At 62.0% G+C, this 20,601-nt stretch carries 19 protein-coding genes and 1 tRNA gene; 4 read left to right on the forward strand and 16 right to left on the reverse strand.

Annotated elements, in window-relative coordinates; all coding sequences use genetic code 11:
• Positions 1-12 precede the first annotated feature (12 nt).
• The gene (locus K349_RS18290; RefSeq protein WP_029166628.1) at positions 13-1,767 is read left to right on the forward strand and encodes a methyl-accepting chemotaxis protein; all 1,755 of its coding nucleotides are present in this window, start codon (positions 13-15) and stop codon (positions 1,765-1,767) included.
• 337 nt (positions 1,768-2,104) lie between these two features.
• Positions 2,105-2,803, forward strand: a complete 699-nt coding sequence (locus tag K349_RS0115340; RefSeq protein ID WP_029166629.1) for a GntR family transcriptional regulator — start codon at positions 2,105-2,107, stop codon at positions 2,801-2,803.
• Here K349_RS0115340 and K349_RS0115345 read toward each other — a convergent pair.
• The 9 genes from K349_RS0115345 to K349_RS20195 form a co-directional block, all read right to left on the reverse strand.
• Positions 2,764-3,693, reverse strand: a complete 930-nt coding sequence (locus K349_RS0115345) for a 3-hydroxyacyl-CoA dehydrogenase (protein ID WP_029166630.1) — start codon at positions 3,691-3,693, stop codon at positions 2,764-2,766. The genes K349_RS0115340 and K349_RS0115345 overlap by 40 nt on opposite strands.
• A gap of 599 nt (positions 3,694-4,292) precedes the next feature.
• Positions 4,293-4,595, reverse strand: a complete 303-nt coding sequence (locus tag K349_RS19250) for a hypothetical protein (protein ID WP_157367416.1) — start codon at positions 4,593-4,595, stop codon at positions 4,293-4,295.
• A gap of 106 nt (positions 4,596-4,701) precedes the next feature.
• Positions 4,702-4,851 carry a helix-turn-helix domain-containing protein gene (locus K349_RS18920; protein ID WP_084460436.1) on the reverse strand — a complete coding sequence of 50 codons (150 nt, stop codon included), beginning with the start codon at positions 4,849-4,851 and terminating at the stop codon, positions 4,702-4,704.
• Between the two features lie 316 nt (positions 4,852-5,167).
• Complete coding sequence (locus K349_RS0115365) at positions 5,168-6,367, reverse strand: cystathionine gamma-synthase family protein (protein ID WP_029166632.1); 1,200 nt, start codon at positions 6,365-6,367, stop codon at positions 5,168-5,170.
• 237 nt (positions 6,368-6,604) lie between these two features.
• Complete coding sequence (locus K349_RS18295; RefSeq protein WP_169731367.1) at positions 6,605-8,044, reverse strand: sensor histidine kinase; 1,440 nt, start codon at positions 8,042-8,044, stop codon at positions 6,605-6,607.
• Between the two features lie 29 nt (positions 8,045-8,073).
• The gene (locus K349_RS0115375; protein ID WP_029166634.1) at positions 8,074-8,574 is read right to left on the reverse strand and encodes a response regulator; all 501 of its coding nucleotides are present in this window, start codon (positions 8,572-8,574) and stop codon (positions 8,074-8,076) included.
• The gene (locus K349_RS18300) at positions 8,571-11,003 is read right to left on the reverse strand and encodes a PocR ligand-binding domain-containing protein (protein ID WP_029166635.1); all 2,433 of its coding nucleotides are present in this window, start codon (positions 11,001-11,003) and stop codon (positions 8,571-8,573) included. The genes K349_RS0115375 and K349_RS18300 overlap by 4 nt, the downstream gene beginning before the upstream one ends.
• A gap of 501 nt (positions 11,004-11,504) precedes the next feature.
• A tRNA-Arg gene (locus tag K349_RS0115395) sits at positions 11,505-11,581 on the reverse strand.
• Between the two features lie 180 nt (positions 11,582-11,761).
• Positions 11,762-11,929, reverse strand: a complete 168-nt coding sequence (locus K349_RS20195) for a Synerg-CTERM sorting domain-containing protein (protein ID WP_084460437.1) — start codon at positions 11,927-11,929, stop codon at positions 11,762-11,764.
• Between K349_RS20195 and K349_RS18305 the strand changes: the two genes are divergently transcribed.
• Positions 11,871-12,122 (forward strand): hypothetical protein, encoded by a 252-nt coding sequence (locus K349_RS18305; protein WP_029166637.1) that lies wholly within the window; start codon positions 11,871-11,873, stop codon positions 12,120-12,122. The two genes, K349_RS20195 and K349_RS18305, sit on opposite strands and share 59 nt — an antisense overlap.
• A 105-nt stretch (positions 12,123-12,227) precedes the next feature.
• Positions 12,228-12,611 carry a purine-cytosine permease family protein gene (locus K349_RS18310; RefSeq protein WP_029166638.1) on the forward strand — a complete coding sequence of 128 codons (384 nt, stop codon included), beginning with the start codon at positions 12,228-12,230 and terminating at the stop codon, positions 12,609-12,611.
• On the opposite strand, the gene K349_RS0115410 is transcribed toward K349_RS18310, so the two are convergent.
• From K349_RS0115410 to K349_RS0115440, 7 genes are all read right to left on the reverse strand, one after another.
• On the reverse strand, positions 12,595-14,967 hold the full coding sequence (locus K349_RS0115410; RefSeq protein WP_029166639.1) for an endonuclease MutS2: 2,373 nt from the start codon (positions 14,965-14,967) through the stop codon (positions 12,595-12,597). The two genes, K349_RS18310 and K349_RS0115410, sit on opposite strands and share 17 nt — an antisense overlap.
• Positions 14,964-15,563, reverse strand: coding sequence for a CvpA family protein (locus tag K349_RS19805; protein ID WP_245588095.1), 600 nt, complete (start codon positions 15,561-15,563; stop codon positions 14,964-14,966). The genes K349_RS0115410 and K349_RS19805 overlap by 4 nt, the downstream gene beginning before the upstream one ends.
• Positions 15,563-16,027 carry a hypothetical protein gene (locus K349_RS0115420; RefSeq protein WP_029166641.1) on the reverse strand — a complete coding sequence of 155 codons (465 nt, stop codon included), beginning with the start codon at positions 16,025-16,027 and terminating at the stop codon, positions 15,563-15,565. The genes K349_RS19805 and K349_RS0115420 overlap by 1 nt, the downstream gene beginning before the upstream one ends.
• Before the next feature lie 38 nt (positions 16,028-16,065).
• Positions 16,066-16,371 carry a hypothetical protein gene (locus K349_RS17490; RefSeq protein ID WP_051464416.1) on the reverse strand — a complete coding sequence of 102 codons (306 nt, stop codon included), beginning with the start codon at positions 16,369-16,371 and terminating at the stop codon, positions 16,066-16,068.
• Positions 16,372-16,448: 77 nt separating this feature from the next.
• The gene (gene pheT, locus K349_RS0115430; protein WP_029166643.1) at positions 16,449-18,851 is read right to left on the reverse strand and encodes a phenylalanine--tRNA ligase subunit beta; all 2,403 of its coding nucleotides are present in this window, start codon (positions 18,849-18,851) and stop codon (positions 16,449-16,451) included.
• Positions 18,851-19,891, reverse strand: coding sequence for a phenylalanine--tRNA ligase subunit alpha (pheS, locus tag K349_RS0115435; RefSeq protein WP_029166644.1), 1,041 nt, complete (start codon positions 19,889-19,891; stop codon positions 18,851-18,853). The genes pheT and pheS overlap by 1 nt, the downstream gene beginning before the upstream one ends.
• On the reverse strand, positions 19,888-20,595 hold the full coding sequence (locus tag K349_RS0115440; RefSeq protein WP_029166645.1) for a potassium channel family protein: 708 nt from the start codon (positions 20,593-20,595) through the stop codon (positions 19,888-19,890). Before K349_RS0115440 ends, pheS begins: the two co-directional genes overlap by 4 nt.
• Between the last annotated feature and the right edge of the window lie 6 nt (positions 20,596-20,601).

Genomic DNA, 20,601 nt, shown 5'->3' on the forward strand with positions numbered 1-20,601 from the left:
GGACGTGTGCACATGCGCTGGATGCGTGATCTGAAAACGGCAACGAAGATCCTCGGCCTCGTCGGGATTCTCGTCGCCCTCATGATTCTCGTCAGCTGGACCGGCTACTCCTACAACACCCGGAGCGCCGCATCACTCTCCGCCATGTACCGGGACAATCTCGTTCCCCTGAGACTGGTGGAGGAATTCCGAACGAGCCAGAACGAAGTGGAGGCACTCCTCTTTCACTTGATCCTCGAGACGGAGGAAAAGGAGATCGCCGACATCAGAAGCCGCCTCTCGGTGCTTTCTCAAACAACCGATGACCTTCTCGAAAAATTCACGAAGACGGACCTCGACGAAGAGGAACAGGAACTTTTGAAAAAACTCTCTCTCGACGTCATAAACTACCGACGGGCGTGGAAATTCATGGCGGAACTCGCGACGGGCGGCAGGAAGGAAGAGGCGTTCAAGCAGTTCAAGCAGAACGTACGCCGCCAATCCCGAGCCGTTCAGGAAAAGCTCGTCGCCCTCGCCGAATCCCGGGTGACGCGGGCGGAGCAGGCGAACGAGGAAAACGAGATCCGGACCGGCAGGGCAAAACGCCTCCTTGTCCTCATCCCCCTCGGTTCGCTGCTTTTGGCCGCTCTCTTCGGCGTCACCATCTCCCGAGCCATCGTAAAGCCCCTCGCCTCGATTCGCGAGGGAATCCGCGCCTTCTCCGAGGGGAACCTCCAGGTCGCATTCGACACCGCAGGGCTGGACGAAATCGCCGAGATGGGACAGGCCCTGGATGAAATGGTCAAAACGCTCCGGGACACCATTTCCGGCATTCTCGCTGCGGGTTCCCGGGTTGAGGACACCGCCAGAGTCCTCAACGAGCTGTCCCACAGGACGAACGATGCCGTGGAAGAGACGAAGAACGGCGTGGAGCGCGTGAGCGAAGCCATGGAAAGCCTTGCCGCGGCGGGACAGGAGATCAACGCCAGCGTCGAGGAAGTCGCCGCCGGAGCTCAAACGGCGGCGCAGCGCAGCGCGGATACGGCGGAGCAGGTTCAACGCGCCGAAGAAGAGGGCCAAACGGGCATTGCCGCTGTGAAGAAAGTCGTGGAAAGCATCCGCGGCGTGGCCATCGATTCGGAGAACGCCGCCGGAGCCGTGGTGGAACTGGGAACCCGGGCACGGAACATCCAGGGCTTTGTCGCCCAGATCTCCCAGATCGCGGACCAGACGAACCTCCTCGCGCTGAACGCAGCCATCGAGGCGGCTCGGGCGGGCGATGCGGGAAGAGGATTCGCCGTGGTCGCCGAGGAGGTGCGCAAACTCGCGGAGGAGAGCAACACCGCAGCCCGCAACATCGCGGACCTCGCGGAGACCATTACTCGGGATCTGGACGGCGTCGTCTCCGCGGTAAAGCAGAACGCCGCAAAATCGGGAGAGGCGCGGGATCTCGCCGCAGAAACGGAGGCGACCATCGCCCGCATTCTCGAAGCCCTGCGCACCATCGGCCTCGTCGCCCAGGACATGGCAGCGGTCTCCCAGGAGCAGGCCGCCTCCAGCGAAGAAATCGCCGGAGCGGTACAGAACGTAGCGGAACGGGTGAACAACGCCTCCTCCATCGCCGCGACCGTGCGCTCCCGCGTTCTCGACGTGGCCGCCGCGACGGAAGAGGTCGCCTCTGGCGCGGAGACGCTCGCCCGCGTGTCCGAAGCACTGCAGGAAAAAGCGGCGTTTTTCCGGATGGAAAATCACGCCGCCCTCGTTTCCGGGGAAAACGGAGGCGCGTGAGGGCACGCGGCAGCGAAAGGCCGCCGGGGAGCGGCTCGTTCCCCGGCGGTGACCTGTGACCGGCCTGTCGGAGCAGGACCCGGGCGAAAGCAGTGCCTCGAATCGTTTCGGCGGACACCCCGCCGGAGCGAGATCCAAAGGGGACGGAGCGTCGAAAAGGAAACACGTTTTTACGAACGGAATAGGGGAAAACCTTCGGGGAAGGAGAGAGGAAGAGAGGTTCGGGTGCTGTATACCATCATCATGCGTCATTCGGAGATTGACAAAAGAGCCGATCCCTTGGTATACACAACGTGATTTCCTAGGAAGCGACACCCCAGGCGATGGAGGCCTCCCCATGAACGGCGACGATGTTCTCTTCACGAAACCACTTCGGGAACAGGTATACGACTACTTGAAACGCAAGATGAACGAACGGGAGATCGTTCCCGGCGCCTCCATCAACCTCCGGAAGATGAGCAGCCAGCTCGGCATCAGCAAGACCCCCCTGCGGGACGCCTTGCTGCAACTTGAAGGCGAAGGCTTCGTGACCATCCTTCCCCGCAGGGGCATCGTGGTGAACGAACTCTCCCAGAGGGACATCAAGGACTTCTACGAAATCATCGGCGCCCTTGAATCCAGCACGGTCCGCATTGCGGCCTCGCTGATCACTCCGGGAGTTCTTGCGGAACTGGCCTCCATCAACGACGCCATGGACACGGCGTGGCGCCGGGGTAACGCCGAGGAGTACAACGACCTGAACACCGAGTTCCACTGTACTCTTCCCCGTCTTTCGGGGAACCGCCATCTGTTGCGTCTGCTCTCCAACTACCGGAGGCGCCTCTACGACTTCATGCCACGCCGGGACGAACTCATCCACGACTGGGAAGTGCGCTCCATGGCGGAGCACCGGGAATTTGTCTTCCTCCTCGAAGAAGGAAAATGCGAGGAGGCCGCCTCGTTGCTCCAGAACGTGCACTGGTCCTTCGCGCTTCAGGACCAGTTCATCCGGGTCTACTATTTCGAGGCGGAAGAGACGAAGTCCTCGTCGGCGTAGCGCGGAGCGGGATAGTCGTAGAACCCCTTTCCGTTCTTCATGCCCAGACGCCCCGCCTCCACATAACTCCGGAGCAGTTGCCCGTTACTGACGAGTCGTTTGTTTCCCGTGCGCTCCGCCCAGTATTCCGTGATGGTCATGGCCGTGTCGAGGCCCACGAAATCGAGAATCCCCAGGGGACCGATGGGGGTCTTCATTACGCCCATCCAGGCCCGGTCCACGTCGTCCACCGAGGCGACCCCGTCTGCGACGAGCCCCAGCGCGGCATCGTTGAGCGCACAGAGCATGGTATTGAAGACATACCCCACCTGTTCCTTCTTGAGCACGATGGGCACCTGTCCGATCCGCAGGGCAAACTGCCGGAGAATCTCCGCCACCTCCGGCGCCGTTCCCGGATGGGGCATGATGTCCACCACGTTGGCAACCCACACGTAGATGTGGAAATGCATGGCGCAGAAGCGGTCGGGGCGCCCCGTTCCCTCGGCTATCATGGAGGGCAGCAATGTGGAGGAATTCGTGGCAAAGAGCGTCCGCTCCGGGCACAGTCCGTCGAACATGCCGAACACCCTTGCCTTGAGTTCCGGTCGTTCCGGAATGGACTCGCTCACCAGGTCCGCCTCCGCCGCAGCCGCCGCGGCGTCCGTGGTGAACTCGATGCCATCGATAACCTTCCGAACCGTCTCCGCCTCCCGCAAGCCCAGACCCGTGAGGGACGCGGCATACTCGCCGCTCATTCTCCCCCGGGCCTCGTCGAGTTTCGCCCGGTCCACGTCGTAGAGCGTCACACCCAGGCCACACAGCGCACACTGCAGGGCGATCTGACTTCCCATGGTTCCAGCACCCACCACCAGGACCGAATGAATGTCCTCCGCAGATTCAATTTTCTTCATGATCGCATCCTCCTTTTTTCTTCGTCTCATTTTTAATTCGGATCGATTCATTTTCAACCTGCTTTTTCTTCTCCATGTTCCGGCGCACAAAACAGCACAGCACCGGGATCACCGGGATAATGAACTTCTTTTTCTTGAAAACGCATCTCCCTCTCCAAAAGAAAGAAAAAATCCCTTTTTTCATCTCAAAAAAGAATCAAAAGAATCCAAGTGATTCTACATCTTTTAATTGGAAACGACAAGGCTGCCTCAGGACATTCTTTTTTGCATCCAAAATGACGGAATCCCCTCGGAGAGAAACGCTCTCCGAGGGGATTCCGTGATGGTTTCGATTGTGGCGTTCTTTCGCGCCGCCTTCACCGCGAAGGCAGCCTTTTCCGAAAGGAACAAAGCGTCCTTCGGCTTCCGGGTCCGCCGGAAAACCCGGTCCGTTTTTCGAAAAACCTCTCCATATTCACGAAAAAGGGGCTTGGATTGTCAAGTCAAACGCAACGGAGGTGGAGCCAGCTCCCGATAGACCTCCGCCGGAGTGCGCCATCCGAGGCACTTTCGTGGCCTGTTGTTGAGGAGCGATACGTACTGATCCAACTCCTCCCGGCTCACGCTCCGGAAGTCCTTTCCTTACTCATCCGGGCATGTCGGGCGAACTCTTTGCCGTTGTCTACGGTGATGCTGCTGCAGGGCGCTCCATCAAGAATCCATGGGACCGCTTTCGCCAGGGGGGTCGAAGCCCTGCTTCTCAGGGGGGCGGCCACAAGGGAACGAAGACGTTCCCTTTGCGGCGAAGCAAGGGCCGAATCGCTCCCAGAAGGCCTCGGGCGGTTTCTACGGTACACCGTGGGAACCGCGAGGAAAAGCTGCTCCCGGTGAATCACCTGCGCCGGGGACCAGTGTTTCTTCATTCCCCGGCGCAGGATCTCCAGAACGAAGGGATCGGACAGTTTCAGAGACCTTCGACAGGATTCGCGAACCTTGCCAGAGCGGTCCTGAGCTCGAACTCCGCTGTCGTCACGGGCGCCGCCGCCTGCGCGGAATCTCCCGGCGGATGGTGCTCCTGGAACGCCCGATCCGGGAAGCGATCTCCTGCGGGGATACTCCGATTCGCAGGCCGATGACGATGATCTCGCGCTCGTCTCTGGCAAGATGGTGGCGGCTCATGGCCGGTTTCTCCCGCTAGCTGGCTGTTGTAGCGACTCTATCTTAGCGAAGGCCTTGCCGTGGACCTCTCTGTTTTTTCTCGGGGTGTCTCCCTTCCCTTAGCCCTTGTTGCGTTTGAAGTGTAAATCCACCCACTGGATACCACGTGCCACCGTCGTCGGTCAGGAACGTCGCCGCCGGAATAGGTTCATCCCGGCGGCGACGCGAACGGCAGTGGTACACATGCAGAGACGCACGCACGGTTCCCACGCGACGGGACCACGGGAAACCCTTTTCGACAGAGAAAGGAAAACCCCTGTCACTTCCGACGGGACGGTCAGAGCTTCGCCAGGGCCTCCTCCAGGTCGTTTCTGAGGTCGCTCACGTTCTCGATGCCCACGGAATAGCGGATCAGTCCCTCGGGAATGCCCAAGGCGGCGCGCTCTTCCACGGTGCACTCCACGTGGCTCGTCGTGGCGGGCGGCCCCGCGATGGTCTCCACCGCGCCGAGGTTCGCCGCGAGGTGGGCATAGCGGAGGTTTGGCAGAAGTCGCTTCACCGCATCGAAGCCACCCCGGACGAGGAAGCTCAGCATGCCCGAAAAACCCCGCATCTGGCGACAGGCCACATCGTGTCCGGGATGTTCCGGCAATCCGGGGTAGAAGACCTTCTCCACCTTGGGATGCCCCTGGAGAAATTTCGCCAGGGCAAGAGCGCTCTCATTCTGCCTGGACACCCGAAGCTCGAGGGTCTTCATGCCCCGGAGCAGCAGGTAGGCCGACATGGGATGCAGGGTCGCTCCGGTGATCTCCCGGTAGTGATAGATGCGGTGAACCAGATCCGCCCTGCCGCAGACCACGCCGCCGAGCGCGTCCGCATGACCTCCCAGATACTTGGTGGCGCTGTGGACCACCAGGTCGGCCCCGAGGGCGAGGGGGTTCTGATTGATCGGCGTGGCGAAGGTATTGTCCACGGCCACGACGGCACCGGCCTTCTTCGCCGCCCCGGCGAGGCGGGCGATGTCCACCACCTTCATGGTGGGGTTCGTGGGGGTCTCCAGGTAGAGCAGATCGCAGCCCCGGGCGATCTCCGCCTCTATGGCGCCGAAGTCCGTGGTGTCGCAGAGCACCGCCTCCATGCCCACCCGAGGGAAGAACTCCAGGAAGACCTTGCTCGTTCCGCCGTAGGTGTCCTTCAGGGAAACCACCCGCGCACCCGAGGAGAGCAGACCGAAGAGCAGACCCGAGATGGCGCCCATGCCGGTGGAAAAGCTCGTGGCGGCCTCGGCGCCTTCGAGCAGGCGGATCTTCTCCTCGAAGGCGGCCACCGTGGGGTTGGTGTTCCGGCCGTAGATGTGCCCGGCCTTTTTCCCCAGGGCAACGTCGAGCCACTCCTCCACATCTCCGTACCCGAAGGCAACGCTGTGCACCACGGGAACCTGCGTGGCGTTGCCCCCCTTCAGCGGCATCTCGCCTCCCCACACGGCAAGCGTCCCCCTGCCCTGTTCCCGGTCATCCTTTCCATACTGTTCCTCCATACTGCCGCCTCCCTCCAGATTTCTCCGGCGCACCGCGATCAGGCGCGCGCCCTTCTCCGGCTGGGGCCTCATGCGTGCATGAAACAGGCTCCGCCGGCTGTTGTCGTACCGAATTCCCCCGGACAGGCAAATCCCGCCGAAGACGGCCGCTCCCGGGAGTGGCGCAGTTCCTGTACCCCTTTTCGAGAAAGCGTGAGGCGGAAGAGCGTCTCTTTTCCTCGGCGCATCCGCCTCACGTCATGTCGCATCGTGCAGCGCCGGGATGAGCACACGAATCCGTGCGCCGCCTTGTTGTGTTTCGTCTTCCATTCGCACGACTCCCTCGAGCTGTCGGGTCAGGGTGTCGATGATACGCATCCCCAGGGAGCGGGTTCTTCGCTGCTCCAGATCCGGGGGCAGTCCGACCCCGTTGTCCGCCACCTCCAGCAGGACATGATCGCTCTTACGCCACAGACCGATACGAATCTCCCGCTCCTCCACCGGTCGCGAACACGATTCGGGGAAGGCGTGCTTGAGACAGTTCGTCACGATTTCGTTCAGGATCAATCCAAGGGGGATAGCCTGCTCCAGCGTCAGGGAGACCGACTCCACCTCGATCCGCGGCGAAGGGCTCCCAGGGCGATCCTCCGTCCGGTAGACGGCGACGAGCTGGGAAACGAGGCTGGAGACATAATGGTGAAAATCCAGATGGGCAAAATCTCCCTCCCGATAGAGCTGTTCCTGGATGAGCGCCATGGCGCGGATTCGGGACTGGCTCTCCAGGAGCACATCCCGGAGGTGCGGCTCCGTCACTTCCGCGAGCTGGAGAGAGAGGAGGGAGATGATGACCTGGAGATTGTTCTTCACCCGGTGATGCACTTCCCGGAGAAGAATCTGATTCTGTTCGAGGGAGCGACGGAGTTTTTCCTCCGTTGCCTTCTGTGCGGTGATGTCCATCACCGCACAGACGATACCTGCCACATTTCCCTCCGCGTCGGGAAAGGTGGCCTTGGTGAGAATCACATCCCGCATGGATCCCTCGGCGCCGGGGAGGTGTAATTCGTAGCGCTGCATTCCGGGGCGGAGAAAAAGCGCCTCGTCGTTCTGGCGGAGAATTTCGTTCTGTTCTCCCGGCATGGACATGACGGTCTTGCCGATCATCTCTTCCCGGGACACTCCCGTAGCCCGCTCGAAAGCTCTGTTGCAGCCCAGATAGGCACCTCCGGCGTCCTTGTAGAAGACGGGAAGAGGCATGGCCTCCAGAAGCACGTTAAGAAAACGCCCCTGCTTGATGAGGGCCGTCTCCGCCCGCTGGCGGGCGGTGCGGCTCCGCCATTCCCGAAGCGCCCAGTCGACGATGCGCGGCATGAGGACAAAGGATTCGGGAGATTTGGTCACATAGTCGAAGGCTCCGGCCTGGAACACGTCCCGCACGAGCCGCTCGTCTCCGTGGCTGGTGAGGATCACCACGGGAACACGCCCCGCAGCGTCCTGGATGATGTCCTTTCCAACTCCGTCGGGAAGACGGTAGTCGGCGAGAATGAGATCGGGAAGCCGCTCCGCAAGGCATTCCCTCGCCCGGGCGAGGTTTTCCGCAACCACACAGCGGAACGCCCCCTCCCCCCGCTCAAGGGAGCGCAGAAGAAGTTCAACGTGGTCGGGATCGTCATCCACGAGAAGAATCAGAGGCTTCTCCATGTCGTTTCCTTTCACCGATCCTGCCGGCCCTACGGGGTGGCCGTCTTCGTGCTCCCCGGCGCGCCGCCGCGCGTGTTCCATCCCGCCTCGGTCTTGGGTCTCTTGTTCCAGGAAAGCCAGTAGAAGCCGAAATCCTTCATGAGTGCGGCGAAGTCGTCGAATCTCAAAGGTTTCACGACGTAGCTGTTGGCGTGGTACTCATAGGCTCTGGCCATGTCCCGCTCCGCCTCGGAGGTTGTGAGAATCACCACGGGGATATCCCGCAGTTCGGAATGTTCCTTCACCTGTCGCAACACCTGGAGCCCGTCCACCCTGGGAAGGCGCAGATCCAGGAGAATCACGAAGGGAACGGGAGATTCGGACGGTTCGGCATATCTTCCACGGCGGAACAGATAGTCCAGTGCGGTCTCGCCGTCCTCGAGCCACGTCACGTGGTTCGCCACTTCGTGTTCCTCCAGACTGCGGAGGATCATCTCCGCATGGGCGGGATTGTCCTCCACAAGGAGGATCGTCAGCGGAGCCTCGCTCACACGTCATCACCTCCGATACGCGGTGCGGGAGGAAAGCGCAGACAGAAGACGGAGCCTTTGCCCTTCCCCTCCGATTCAACCCAGATCTGCCCTCCGTGGACCTCGACGATGCGCTGGATCAGGGCGAGACCGATACCGGATCCCTCGCTTCGTGGATCCAGTTTATTGAAGAGCCCGAAAATCGTCTCCCGATACCGGGGTTCGATACCTATTCCGTTGTCGGCAACATAATACACTATTCCATCCTCCCGAGGCATCACGCCGATCTCGATACGGGGGTTTCCCTGTTCTCCCATGTATTTCACCGCATTCTCCAGGAGGTTCTGGAACACCTCCACCAGCCTGGGGCCATCTCCATAAACATTTCCCAGCCCAGGCAGCACCTCCACGACCACACCACGTTCCGCGAGACGCCCCGAAACAGCCTCCAGAGCACGGTGCACCAGTTCCTCCACGGAATGCAATGCCGAGGGATTGACGACGCGCCCCACCCGGGACAGTTCCAGAAGGTCGTCCAGGAGCAGGGCCATGCGGTCCGCGGCCTCACCGATGCGCTCCATGTCCTTTCGCACCAGGTCCGGTTTCGCCGCGGCGAGGTCCTGCTCCAGAAGACCGAGAAAACCCTTGACGGTAATGAGAGGGCTCTTCAGATCGTGCGACACCGTATAGGTAAAGCGCTCCAGCTCCTCGTTCTTCCGCTCCAGTTCCGCGATGAGCCGTTCCCGCTCCTCCCGGCCCCGCTCCTGCTCGGTGACATCCGTGAAGATCGTCGCGAAGTAACCGTGACGGGGCGAGAAGGCGGAGACCTCGAACCAGCGGCCGAGCGCCCTGGAGTAGTTCCGGAACTGCAGTGTTTCCCCCGAGAGCGCCACGCGTCCGTAGGCTTCGATCCAGTGTGGTTCCGTCCCGGGAAGGACATCCAGCACGGTCCGCCCCTGAATGTCCCCTCCCCGCAGCCCCGTGAGGCGTTCGAAGGTGGGATTCACCTCGAGAAAACGATAATCCCGCGGTTTTCCCTCTCCGTCGAGGATGATCTCGTGCAGGGCAAAACCGTCGAGCATCCTCTCGAAGAGCAGTCGGTACCGGTCACGGGATTCGCGGAGCGCTTCCTCCATCTCCCTGCGGACCGTGACATCCCTCGCCGCTGCGTAGATCCTTCTGCCTGCGGGAAAAGATCGCCATTCGATCCAACGATAGTTGCCGTCCTTGCAACGATAGCGGTTGACGAAATTGAGAACCTCTTTCTGGTTGCCCAGCGTGGAGATCGCATCCAGCGTAGCCTGTACATCCTCGGGATGGACGAACTCGATGAAGAAACGTCCCGCCAGCTCATCCAGGCGATACCCCAGGGTATGCTCCCATTCCGCATTCAGCCGGAGGAAACGCCCCTCCGTGTCGGTGATGCAGAGCAGATCGAGAGCGCTCAGGAAAAACTGCTCCGCCTCCTCGGTCTTCTCCTTTACGGCTTCGAGCACTTTCCAGCGTTCCGTCACATCCATGAAGGTGGTATAGACCTCGAACGGTTCCGTCGCTCCCGGCCGTGTCCTCGGGTGAGAGCTGACATCAATCCAGCGGAATGCCTCCTCCTCCGGATTGAAGACCCCCATGAGAATGTTTCGCACCACCTTTCCCGTTCGAAGCGCCACCATGGCCGGGTGCTCCTCCCCTGGAAAAGGAAGACCATCCTTCCGGACCGCACTCCAGCGGGAATCCAGAGAGGTGCGTCCCTGCAACTGAGCGAGGGAAAGACCGAGGATTCTCTGGGACGCGGCATTCGCCGCCACAATCTCTCCCGATGCATTCTGGTAGACCACTCCCTGATCCAGCGTGTCGAAAAGATCCCGATACCGCTCCTCGCTCTCCCGAAGCGCCTCCGACACCTCCATGGCCTCGATTCTGGCAAGGGAAAGGTCCACCAGTGTGGCCACCAGATCCGTGTAGTAGCGGAGCATGGCGTCCAGGCGTTCCGAGGAAAAACGCGGAACGGCCTCTATGGCTTCGAGATACTCCTTTTCCGGAAATCCGTATGCGACGGCCTGTCTCCGAAAAAAATCCATGTCCGGTTCCTCTTCGGCGAGCAGAAATTTCCCCAGAAAAAGCGTCCCCAGGTGCATCCCCCTTACGACGAGGGGAACCGCCACATTCCAGAGGCCGTTTTCGCACTTGTATCTCCGTTTCACCCGCCCATCGGAAAGCGACGCTTCCGCGAGAAACTTTTCCGCGGCGGCATCGCTGCGCCTGCACCGCCGATACGTGTCCGGATTGCCGTGATGATAACGGAGACACGCATCCGGTCCTCCGGACGCCACCAGGATTTCCCGGTCCCCGTCGAGGATCGTCACGGAGATCCCCCCGGCGTCATAGAGGGAATCGATCATTCGCTGCAGCCGTGCGACGTCCACCAGATCCGCGAGTCGGAACCGTTCCATGGGATCCTCTCTCCATTTCGTCGCTCTCAGTTCTTCCGGCGGGCCCAAGAGTCCCGCACCTTGTCTCTTCCAGACTCCTGCGCACTCGCCTTTCCGGCCTTTCCGCAGCGCTTGCAGAACACGCCGTTTCTCCCGAACGTCGAGAACGTGGGAGCATTTTAAAAAGCATCCTGCCTCGGTAAAATCTTAGCGCATTTTAGGAATTTGGCGAACAATTCTTGTTGTGTGCGTCACGTTGTGCAAAAGGTTTTCATGGCGCTCGACGACCGGCGACGGCGAAAAATCCCTGCAAGAGCGGTTGTGCCACTCCGGAACAGCAAAAGCATCCGGAAGACGGAGCGGTGTCCGGCGCAGCGCAAGGCGAGAAGACGGACACGTCACCTCTCCATCCCTTCCGCAGGGGAGTCCTGGAAATCCCGGGGAAATCGTCTCCGCGTTCAGACATAACGCACAAAAAAGCCCCCACTCCAAAAAGGAGTGAGGGCCGTACATCGAAAGAACTGGCGCGCCCGTGGCGATTCGAACGCCAGACCTTTGGCTCCGGAGGCCAACGCTCTATCCAGCTGAGCTACGGGCGCGCGCAGGGATTATCTTATGCCGCAACCCCGGAAGCTGTCAAGCCACAGGAGGAATCCATCTCGAAAATCCGCAAAACGACACGGCCGCTTCACACCGTCCCCCGCCCCCGGTTCCCCTGCCGAGGGGCACGGAGGGAAGTCGAGCGCAAGCCCCACCCTCCGCCGCCTTCCGGGGAAACCTCACCACCGCCTCGAAAGCACCAGCGACAGAACCAGCAGCAGCGCGAACGGCGAAAATCCCGCATCGCATCCGCCGCATCCTCCACCGCCGGAAGGAGGCTGTGGCGGGTTGGGACTGGGAAACGCCGTCACCGTCGTGGTGGGAAGCTGGACCGCCGGAGCCGTCATGGAAGTCGATCTGTTCCGGTTCACCAGGAATATCGCAGCGGTCTTCGCCGGGGCGGCGGCCTGCTTCATCCTCACCAACCCCCTTCTGGACGTGGTGGGCTACATCGGCGCCGTGTCGGTGGGTCAGTTCAACTACGTGGAATGGATGCTGGACAAGAGTCCTTTCTTCGCCGTCGTCGACTGCCTCGCCTGAACGACGTCCCTTTGGACCACCAACAACGCCGAACTGTACTGCAACTCCCTCTACACCGGCTCCATCCCCACCTCCCATGGCAAGTCCGCGGACCGGAAAACACTCGTGCTCCTGGCGGGAATTCTGGGAACGTTTCTGGGATCGCTCGGATTCCACCAAATCTTCTCCGCTGACTTCGTCACCGTCCTCGGCGCAACGGCCCCACCGCGGGCGGGACCCCTCATCGCCGACTTCTACTTCATTCGGAAGCGACACTACGCGGCGGAACACCTGGACGACGAGCCGGACTACCGCCTGGCGGGGATCGTTTCCTTCCTGGGAGGCGCCGCACTGGGACTCTTTTCCCAGCACGTGAGCCCGCCGCCCGGGGATCTTCCCTCGGAACTGCTCGCCTTGTGCATCACGATTCCGCTCTACCTTCTCCTCCATCGTCTGACGCCGGGGGTTCGCCGCGATGGAAGCCGCTCCCGCTCTATCCCTTCTTCCTGAACGTGACGATGGTGACGCCGTAACCACCCTCTCCAGGACCGCCAAGGCGCTGCTCCTCCACGTAGGGAAGGCGCTTGCAGATGTCCTGCACCTCTCTCCGGAGGATGCCCTCGCCCCTGCCGTGAATGATGGACACGGTCCCGTAACCGTACCGATAGGCCTGGTCCAGGTAGTGCTCCACCATGGGGATGGCCTCGTCCATGGTCATGCCGCGGATCATGAGCGATCCGGACACCCGTTCCGAGGGCGGAGTGACCTTCACATCCACAGAGACCCTGGGGGAACTCCCGCCGGGCTGTTCCTGGACAAGGCGGAGGCGCTTCAGAGGAACGCGGATGCGCATGCCTCCGGCGAGCACGAGGGCCTGCCCCCGCTCCAGTTCCTCCACGACGCCCACGACCTTGCTTTCCAGAAGCTGCACCGTCGAACCCACTTCGAGGGTCTTCTTCTCCCCCACCACGGATTGCCGCTCCAGGCGCCGCTCCTCCCGGGCGTCGATATGTCTCTTCATGCGATCCAGCTCCTGTTTTTTCTCCTGCATCACCCGCTGCGCCGACGACTCCGCCGCATGCTCCAGCTCGCGCAGAAGGGACCGGGCGCTTTCCTCGGCATCGCTGAGGATCTTCCGGGCCCGCCGGTCTGCCCCGGCGAGAATGGCGTCGCGCTTTTCGTTCACTTCCGCGTACTTCCGCTCGAACTTCTCCCGCAGGGCGGCGATCTCCCGACGATCCGCGGCAATGCGCTCCTGCACCCGTTCGAGATAGGCCTGTTTCTCCTGCAGTTCGCCGATGAGTTCCTCCACCGAGGCCTCGCCTCCGGCGAGCACGTCCCGAGCGCGCTGCACCACCGAGGAGGGCATGCCCAGTCGCTCGGCGATGTAGAGGGCGTTGCTCCGCCCCGGCACCCCCATGAAGAGGCGGAACGTGGGAGAGAGCGTCGCCGCGTCGAACTCGACGCTCGCCGTCTCCACCCTCGGGGTGCTGAGGGCGAACTTCTTGATCGGATTGTGGTGCGTGGTGGCGATAACGAGACTTCCCCGGTCGAGCAGCTCCTGCAGCAGAGCGATGCCGAGGGCAGCTCCCTCGTGGGGGTCGGTTCCGGCTCCGAGCTCGTCCAGGAGCACGAGGGAATTGGGTCCCGCCTCCTCCAGCATGCCGATCACGGTGGTCATGTGAGCACTGAAAGTGGAGAGATTCTGCTCGATGCTCTGCTCGTCGCCAATGTCCGTGAGAATGCGGTCGATGTCCCCCACCACGGCCCCTTCGGCGGCGGAAATGGGCAAGCCGCACCAGGCGAGGAAGGTGAGCACCCCCACGGTCTTCAGGGCGACGGTCTTGCCTCCCGTGTTCGGCCCGGTGATGACAAGGATTCGGAAGCGCTCGCCTCCATGGATGTTAATGGGCACCGCCCCCTCTCCCAGCAGGGGATGTACGGCGTTGCAGAAGTGAAAGTGCCCACGTTTGGAGGGCACCACTTCGGGAACATGCCAACGGTGTTTCCGCATGTACTCCGCCGTGGCGAAGAGCGCATCCGCGTAGCCAAGAGCCTCCTCCGCCTCGACGATGGCCCGCTCGCGGCGCAGCAGATCCTGGGTGAGACGCGTCAGGATGGCCCGCTCCTCCTTGCGTTCCTCGTCGCCGAGAATTCCCGTCCTGTTGTTGTGCGGAATAAGCGCCGTAGGTTCCATGTAAACGCTGTTTCCAGACCCGGAGCGCTCCAGAGCGATGCCGGGAAAGCTGTTCACGTACTCGTGACGGACGAGTAGAACGTATCGCCCCTCCCGAAGCGTGAGCACCCGCTCCTGAAGCATACTTCCCAGGGACGGCTCGTTGAGGAGAGCGTGTCCCAGGCGTCGGATGTCTGCACGAATGTGTTCGAGCCGTTTCCGGATCTCAGCCAGTTTCTGGGACGCCGTGTCGTAGAGCCACCCGTCGTCGGAGAGTACCGCAAGGGAGGTCAGTTCGGGAGAAAAATCTTTCAATCCTCTGCCGAGATCCTCGAGAGCGGGGAAGCGCTCCTTCCGCTCCACCACCGCTCCCCGCACCTCCATGGCGAGGCGGAGGAAGTTCCGCACCAGGACAAGCTCCTCCCCGGTGAGAAAGGCCGAGGCTTTCGCCTCTTCAAGAAGGGGCAGAACGGGCTTGACCCTGTTGTCCCAGGGCAGTTCTCCCTCCATGTCCCGCATTCTGCAGTAGACGCGCAGTAACTCCTGCCGGGTCTGCAACTGCTGCACCGACAACGCGGGGCGAAGGCCGGAAAAGTGCCGCACGCCCAGGGGGCTGCGGCATTGTCGTGCGAGTTTCTCCAGTATCTTGTCAATTTCCAGGGTTTCGCGAACCCGTTCGTTCACGATCACGGGGATACCTCCAGATCTGGTGACGTCACATCCGCCTCCACAGACGCGGGAAAAAGGTCCACGCCGCTCGCCCCGCTCCGAAGAGAGAGCGGAGACGGCAGCGGCAATTCCCACCCTCGTTTCTCCATGGCCTCCGCCAGAAAGTCCCATGCGACGGAGGCCAGTGAAAGCGCCCGGCTCTCCTCTGCCCATTGGGGCGGCCCTCCCGGAGTGAGAAGTGACATGGCAAGAAAGGCTCCGAGGAGAAGGACTCCCACTTTGACACCCCCGGCGAGCATACCCCCGAGGCGGTCCAGCAGAGAGAGATTGGCGAACTTCAGAACCGTCTTCAAGCCGCGCTCCGCCACAGCGCTGAAGAGATTCACCGTGACGAAGATGCCGATCATGGCCACCGCCTGGGCGATTCCTGGAGAGACGGCCCAGGCTCCCTCGATCTTCAGCGCCAGCGGAGGGCCGTAGCGCCAGGCCAGAAAAATCCCCCCCACGAACCCGGCGAGGGAGAGCAGTTCCCCCGAGAGCCCGCGAAAGGCTCCCCGCAGGACGAACACGGCGGCGAGCAGCAGAAAGAGCAGATCCACTGTCTGGGCGATGTCCATCACAGGTTTTCAACCCCTCTTTCGGGTTCGTCCCCACCATCCTTTTCGATAGCATCGGAGGACTCCGACAAGGGCGGCGGAACACTCGGATCCCCGGAGGGCACGTCCACAGTGGGGGTGTCGCCGGAACAGATTTTCCCGGGGACGTCTCCGCCGTCACGCCGCAGGTCGGAAACGCTTTTTTCGGGGAGACTCGCCCTCCCGTCGCCTTTCGGGGCTTTCTTCGCGGCATCACTGAGAAGCTGCGCGCTGTGATGCACGGAAAGAGCCAGGCGGAGACAGGTGAGCAGAAGCTTCTCCTCCTGGGAAACGCCGAAGGGCATTTTCTCCACGATCCCCTGAACAAGAGCGACCACGGAGGAGCAGGTCTCCTCGTCCAGGCGGGTGTACACCGCGTATTTTTTCTTGCCTACGGAAATCCGCACCGACCGTCCCGGCTGTTCATCCTTCTTTTCCTCGGGCATGGGGGCCTTCTCCTATCCGGTTCCGCTTCTAGTTCCTGTCACCTGTTTCCGCTGTTCGCCCCGGGTTCCCCCGCACGAAAACGCTCGAAACGGGCGACCAGTTCTGTCAGCTTCTGTTCCACCTGGGCCCGCTCCTTCTTCAGCTGGATGGTCTCCCTTTCCTGCTGTTCCACCATGCGCTGCTGCTCCTTCCGAAGCCGGATCAGCTCGAGTTCCTTGGCCTGGACGAGCTTTTTCTGCTCCTCCAGGGCCGCCAAAAGCTCTTCCCGCTCTCTCTCCAGGTTCTGCAGGTGTTCCGCTGCCCGCTCGATCACTTTTTCGAGCTGTTCAAGACGTTGCATCATGGGAAAACCTCCCTCCCATTCCGTTGAAGCCCGCGTCGGGGGCGGCGAAAAAACGCCGCCCGGCGGTTCGTCCGATGCTATCGAAGCGTGTATCCACGGGCGGCAAGACCACTCCGCAGCGCTCCGTGGCGTCCTTCGATCTCTTCGTCGCTGAGAGTACGCTCCGCGCTCCGGTAGGCCACGGAGAAGGCAAGGCTCCGGTGTCCCTCGGGAATACTCTCGCCCTCGTAGACGTCGAAGAGGCGCACATCCCAGAGGAAATCTCCGGCGAGGCGCCGTATTTCAGCCTCCACCGCCGCCGCGGGCGTTCCTTTCGGCACGAGAAGCGACACGTCCCGGTAGATCGCGGGATAGCGCATAGGCTCGCTGAACTGGTAGGACACCTGCCCCACAAGACTCTCCAGATTGATCTCGAAGGCGTAGAGCGGCGCGTCCAGGTCGAGAGCCCCCCCGATGAGAGGCTTAAGCGCCAGCAGATAGCCCGCATCCTTTCCATCGATGCGGATCCATGCGGTCCGTCCCTTGTGCCCGAAGGGTTCCTCTCCCTGGACGAACTCCGGACGGACGGCACAGGCCTCACACAGAGCAATCACGTCCGCCTTCACGGAGAAGAAGTCCTCGTCGGCGGCAAAACGGCGATCTCGTCCGGGAAAGACGATCCCCCCGAGGAAGAAGGGCTCCTCATGCGCCTCTCCGGAGGAACCGGCGCCGTCGGTACGGAGAAACACCTTGCCCTGCTCAAACATGCGGATCGGGCCGCGGAAACCGCCCCGGAGATTTCGCAGCAGCGCCTTGAGCAACCCAGGCAGCAGGGAGGTACGCATCACCGACTGATCCGCCGCAATAGGATTCACCACGGCGATTGGGTTTCCACGCCGGTCTCCCTCGGGAAAGCGGAGAACCCGCAGGTCCTCGGGAGCGACGAAGCTGTAGGTGATCATTTCCACGAATCCCCGCCCCATGGCGGACTCCCGGAGGCGGCGCAACGCCGTCATGAGGGTCGTCAGGGACGCCGAGGCATACAGATGGGGCGGAATCCGCACTGGAACGGTGTCGTACCCCTCAACCCGGGCCACTTCCTCCACGAGATCCTCCTCGATGGAGACGTCGAGCCGCGAAGCGGGAACGGCGAAGGTCCGCGCCGCCTCCTCCCGGAACTCCCTGACCTCGGTAAAACCGAAGCGCTCCAGGGTGGCCGACGCCTCGTCCATGTTCGCAGACATGAGATACGTTCGGAGTGTGCTCTCCCGCAGAATCACGGTGCGGCGCGGCTCTCGGGGATCGCCTGCGACAAGGGGCGCCCCGCAGAGTTCGCCTCCGGCGAACTCCCTCATGTAGGCCATGGCCATAGCCAGGGCGGGCAAGGCCTTGGTCCGGTCCACACCCCGGGCGTAGCGGAACGCCGCCTCGGAATGGAGCCCCATGCGACGCGAGGTTCTACCGATGCGGACCCTGTCGAAGGAGGCGGCCTCCAGAACTACCGTGGTGGTGGTGTCGGAGATCTCCGAGTTCGCGCCACCCATCACGCCCGCCAAACCGACGGCGACGCCGCCGGAGGTGATGAGCAGGTCCTCTTCTTCGAGCACTCGTTCCTTGCCGTCCAGGGTGGTGATCGTTTCACCCTTCCTCGCGGCACGGACGGCGATGTGCCGGGCGGGAAGACGGTCCAGGTCGAAGGCGTGAAGCGGCTGCCCCCAGAAGAGCATGGCCAGGTTCGTGGCGTCCACCACGTTACTGATGGGGCGCATGCCGCAGAGAGAAACCCGAACCCTGGCGCGCACCGGCGAGGGACCGATGCGGACGTTGCGGATGAGTCCCAGGGAGTAGGCGGGGCATCCCTCGTCCTCCAGCGTGATCCCCTCGAAAGGAATCGGCCAGGGCCCCTCCGGAAGCGCCGGAACCTCCGGGGGCAGCAGTTCCGTTCCGGGGAGAATGCCGTAGAGTTCGCGGGCGATGCCCACCAGGCTGAGAAGATCTCCCCGGTTGGGAGTGATGGAAATGTCGAGGATCACGTCGTCCAGACCGAGCCAGGCGATGCAGTCCGCCCCCAGGGGCGCGTCCTCGGGAAGCGTCAGCAGGCCAAACTCCACCTCCACGTCGGGAATGCCCAGCTCCTCTGCGGAGAGGAGCATTCCCTCGGAGAGAACACCGTCGAAATCCCGCATACCGAGCACCGTGCCGTCGGCGAGCACGCCGCCGGGGGGCGCGTAGGGGAAAAGCTTTCCCACGGCAACATTGGGCGCCGCGGTGGTACAGGTCTTCCGCCCTCTGCCGTAGTCCACGCGGGCCACCCGAAGTCCCTCCCGGGTGGGATGGGGTTCGAGGGAGAGCACCCTGCCGATGAAGATATCCTGGAGCGCCTCCCCGGGACGCCGGATTTCCTCCACCTCGCACCCCGTCATGGTGAGACGGTGGGCGATCTCATCCACCCCGGCGGGAATCCGGATCAGTTCCTTGAGCCAATTCAGCGACACGAGCATCAGCGCATACCTCCCCGGGAAAGGAACGTCACATCTCCGTCGAAGAAGAAGCGGAGATCGCGCACATCGTACTTCAGCAGCGCGATCCGATCCAACCCCATTCCCCAGGCGAATCCGTTGTACACCGTTGGGTCGATGCCACCCGCGCGCAACACGTTCGGATGGACCATGCCGAGACCGCTGATCTCGAGCCAGCCGCTCCCCTTGCAGATGCGACAGGAAGGATTTTTCCCGCCGCAGGCGACACAGCTCACGTCCATCTCCATGGAGGGTTCGGTGAAGGGGAAGTAACTCGCCCGGTAGCGGGCCTTCACCTCCGGGCCGAACATGGCCTTGGCAAAGGCCTCGAGACTTCCCTTGAGGTCCGCGATGGAGACCTCACGGTCCACGAGGAGTCCTTCGAGCTGATGGAACATGGGCGAATGGGTAGGGTCGCTGTCCCGCCGGAAGACCTTTCCGGGACAGATGATGCGGAGCGGCGCCCCCCAGCGGAGCATGGAGCGCACCTGCACGGGCGACGTATGGGTCCGAAGTAATCTGTTCCCCTCCACGTAGAACGTGTCCTGCATGTCCCGGGCGGGGTGATAGGAAGGAATGTTCAGTGCCTCGAAATTGTGAAAATCATCCTCGATCTCCGGGCCAAGCGCCACGGAATAGCCGAGCCCTATAAAGACGTCGATGACCTCGTGCATGACCTGCACCACAGGATGAAAACTCCCCCATCCTCTTCCCCGGCAGGGCAAGGTCACATCGAGCCGCCCTCGCTCCTCTTCCTTCTCCGCTTCCAGCACTTCCAGGCGCATCTTAGCCGCATCGAAGGCCATCTCCATCTCGTCGCGAAGTTCATTCACGGTGCTCCCCACGAGAGGGCGCTCCTCTGGAGAAAGCGTTCCCAGCATGCGCAACAGGCGCGTGATCTCTCCTTTTTTTCCAAGAAAACGGACTCGTTCCTCCTGCAGCGCAGTCAGAGAACCGATCTTGGCGAGAGCTTCGCGGCACTGCTCGCGCAAGTCTTTAACCTGCCCGAGCACATGACTCATGCTTTATCTCCTCCTTCCTCATACAGGCGATTCGCCCAGGGCTCCACATCCTTTTGGCGAGCCGCAATGAGCAACACATCCTTGACCTCGATGATTGTAGCAGCGGACGGGAGAAACTGACTCCCCTGCCGATTGATCAGCAGAACCACGGCGTTGTAGCGGTTCCTGAAATCCAGCTCGACCAACGACTTGCCCACCATCTCCGGAAGAGGCGCAAGGGACCCCACCAGGTATTCCGAGCCAGGAAGGGGTGAAAACTGGGTCAACCAGGGGAAAACGAAGAGGTCCGCCACCCGGATGCCCATGTCCCGCTCGGGAAAGATGACGCGATGCGCGCCCACCTTCGCCAGTACCCGGGCATGAAGGGAATTCTGCGCCCGGGCTACCACCCGAGGAACGCCCATGCCACGGAGGATCGCCGTGGCGAGAACGCTCGCCTCGAGATTTTCTCCGATGGAGACCACCGCCACGTCCGCATCCTTGGCGCCCACCTTGGCCAGGGCGTCCTCATCGGTAGCGTCGAGCTGGGCCGAAAGCTCCACTAGGTCCGACACATTCTCCACCAGAGCGCGCACCTTGTCCACCGCAACCACATGCTGCCCCAAGACTGCGAGGCGCTCGCACAAGGCGAAACCGAAGCGCCCCAGCCCCACCACCAGCACGGTCTTTTTCTTCCGTCCCTTCGCCGCTTCGGGCTGTCTCATGGCTTC

The organism is Aminiphilus circumscriptus DSM 16581 (assembly GCF_000526375.1).
In the GTDB taxonomy this organism is placed as follows: domain Bacteria; phylum Synergistota; class Synergistia; order Synergistales; family Aminiphilaceae; genus Aminiphilus; species Aminiphilus circumscriptus.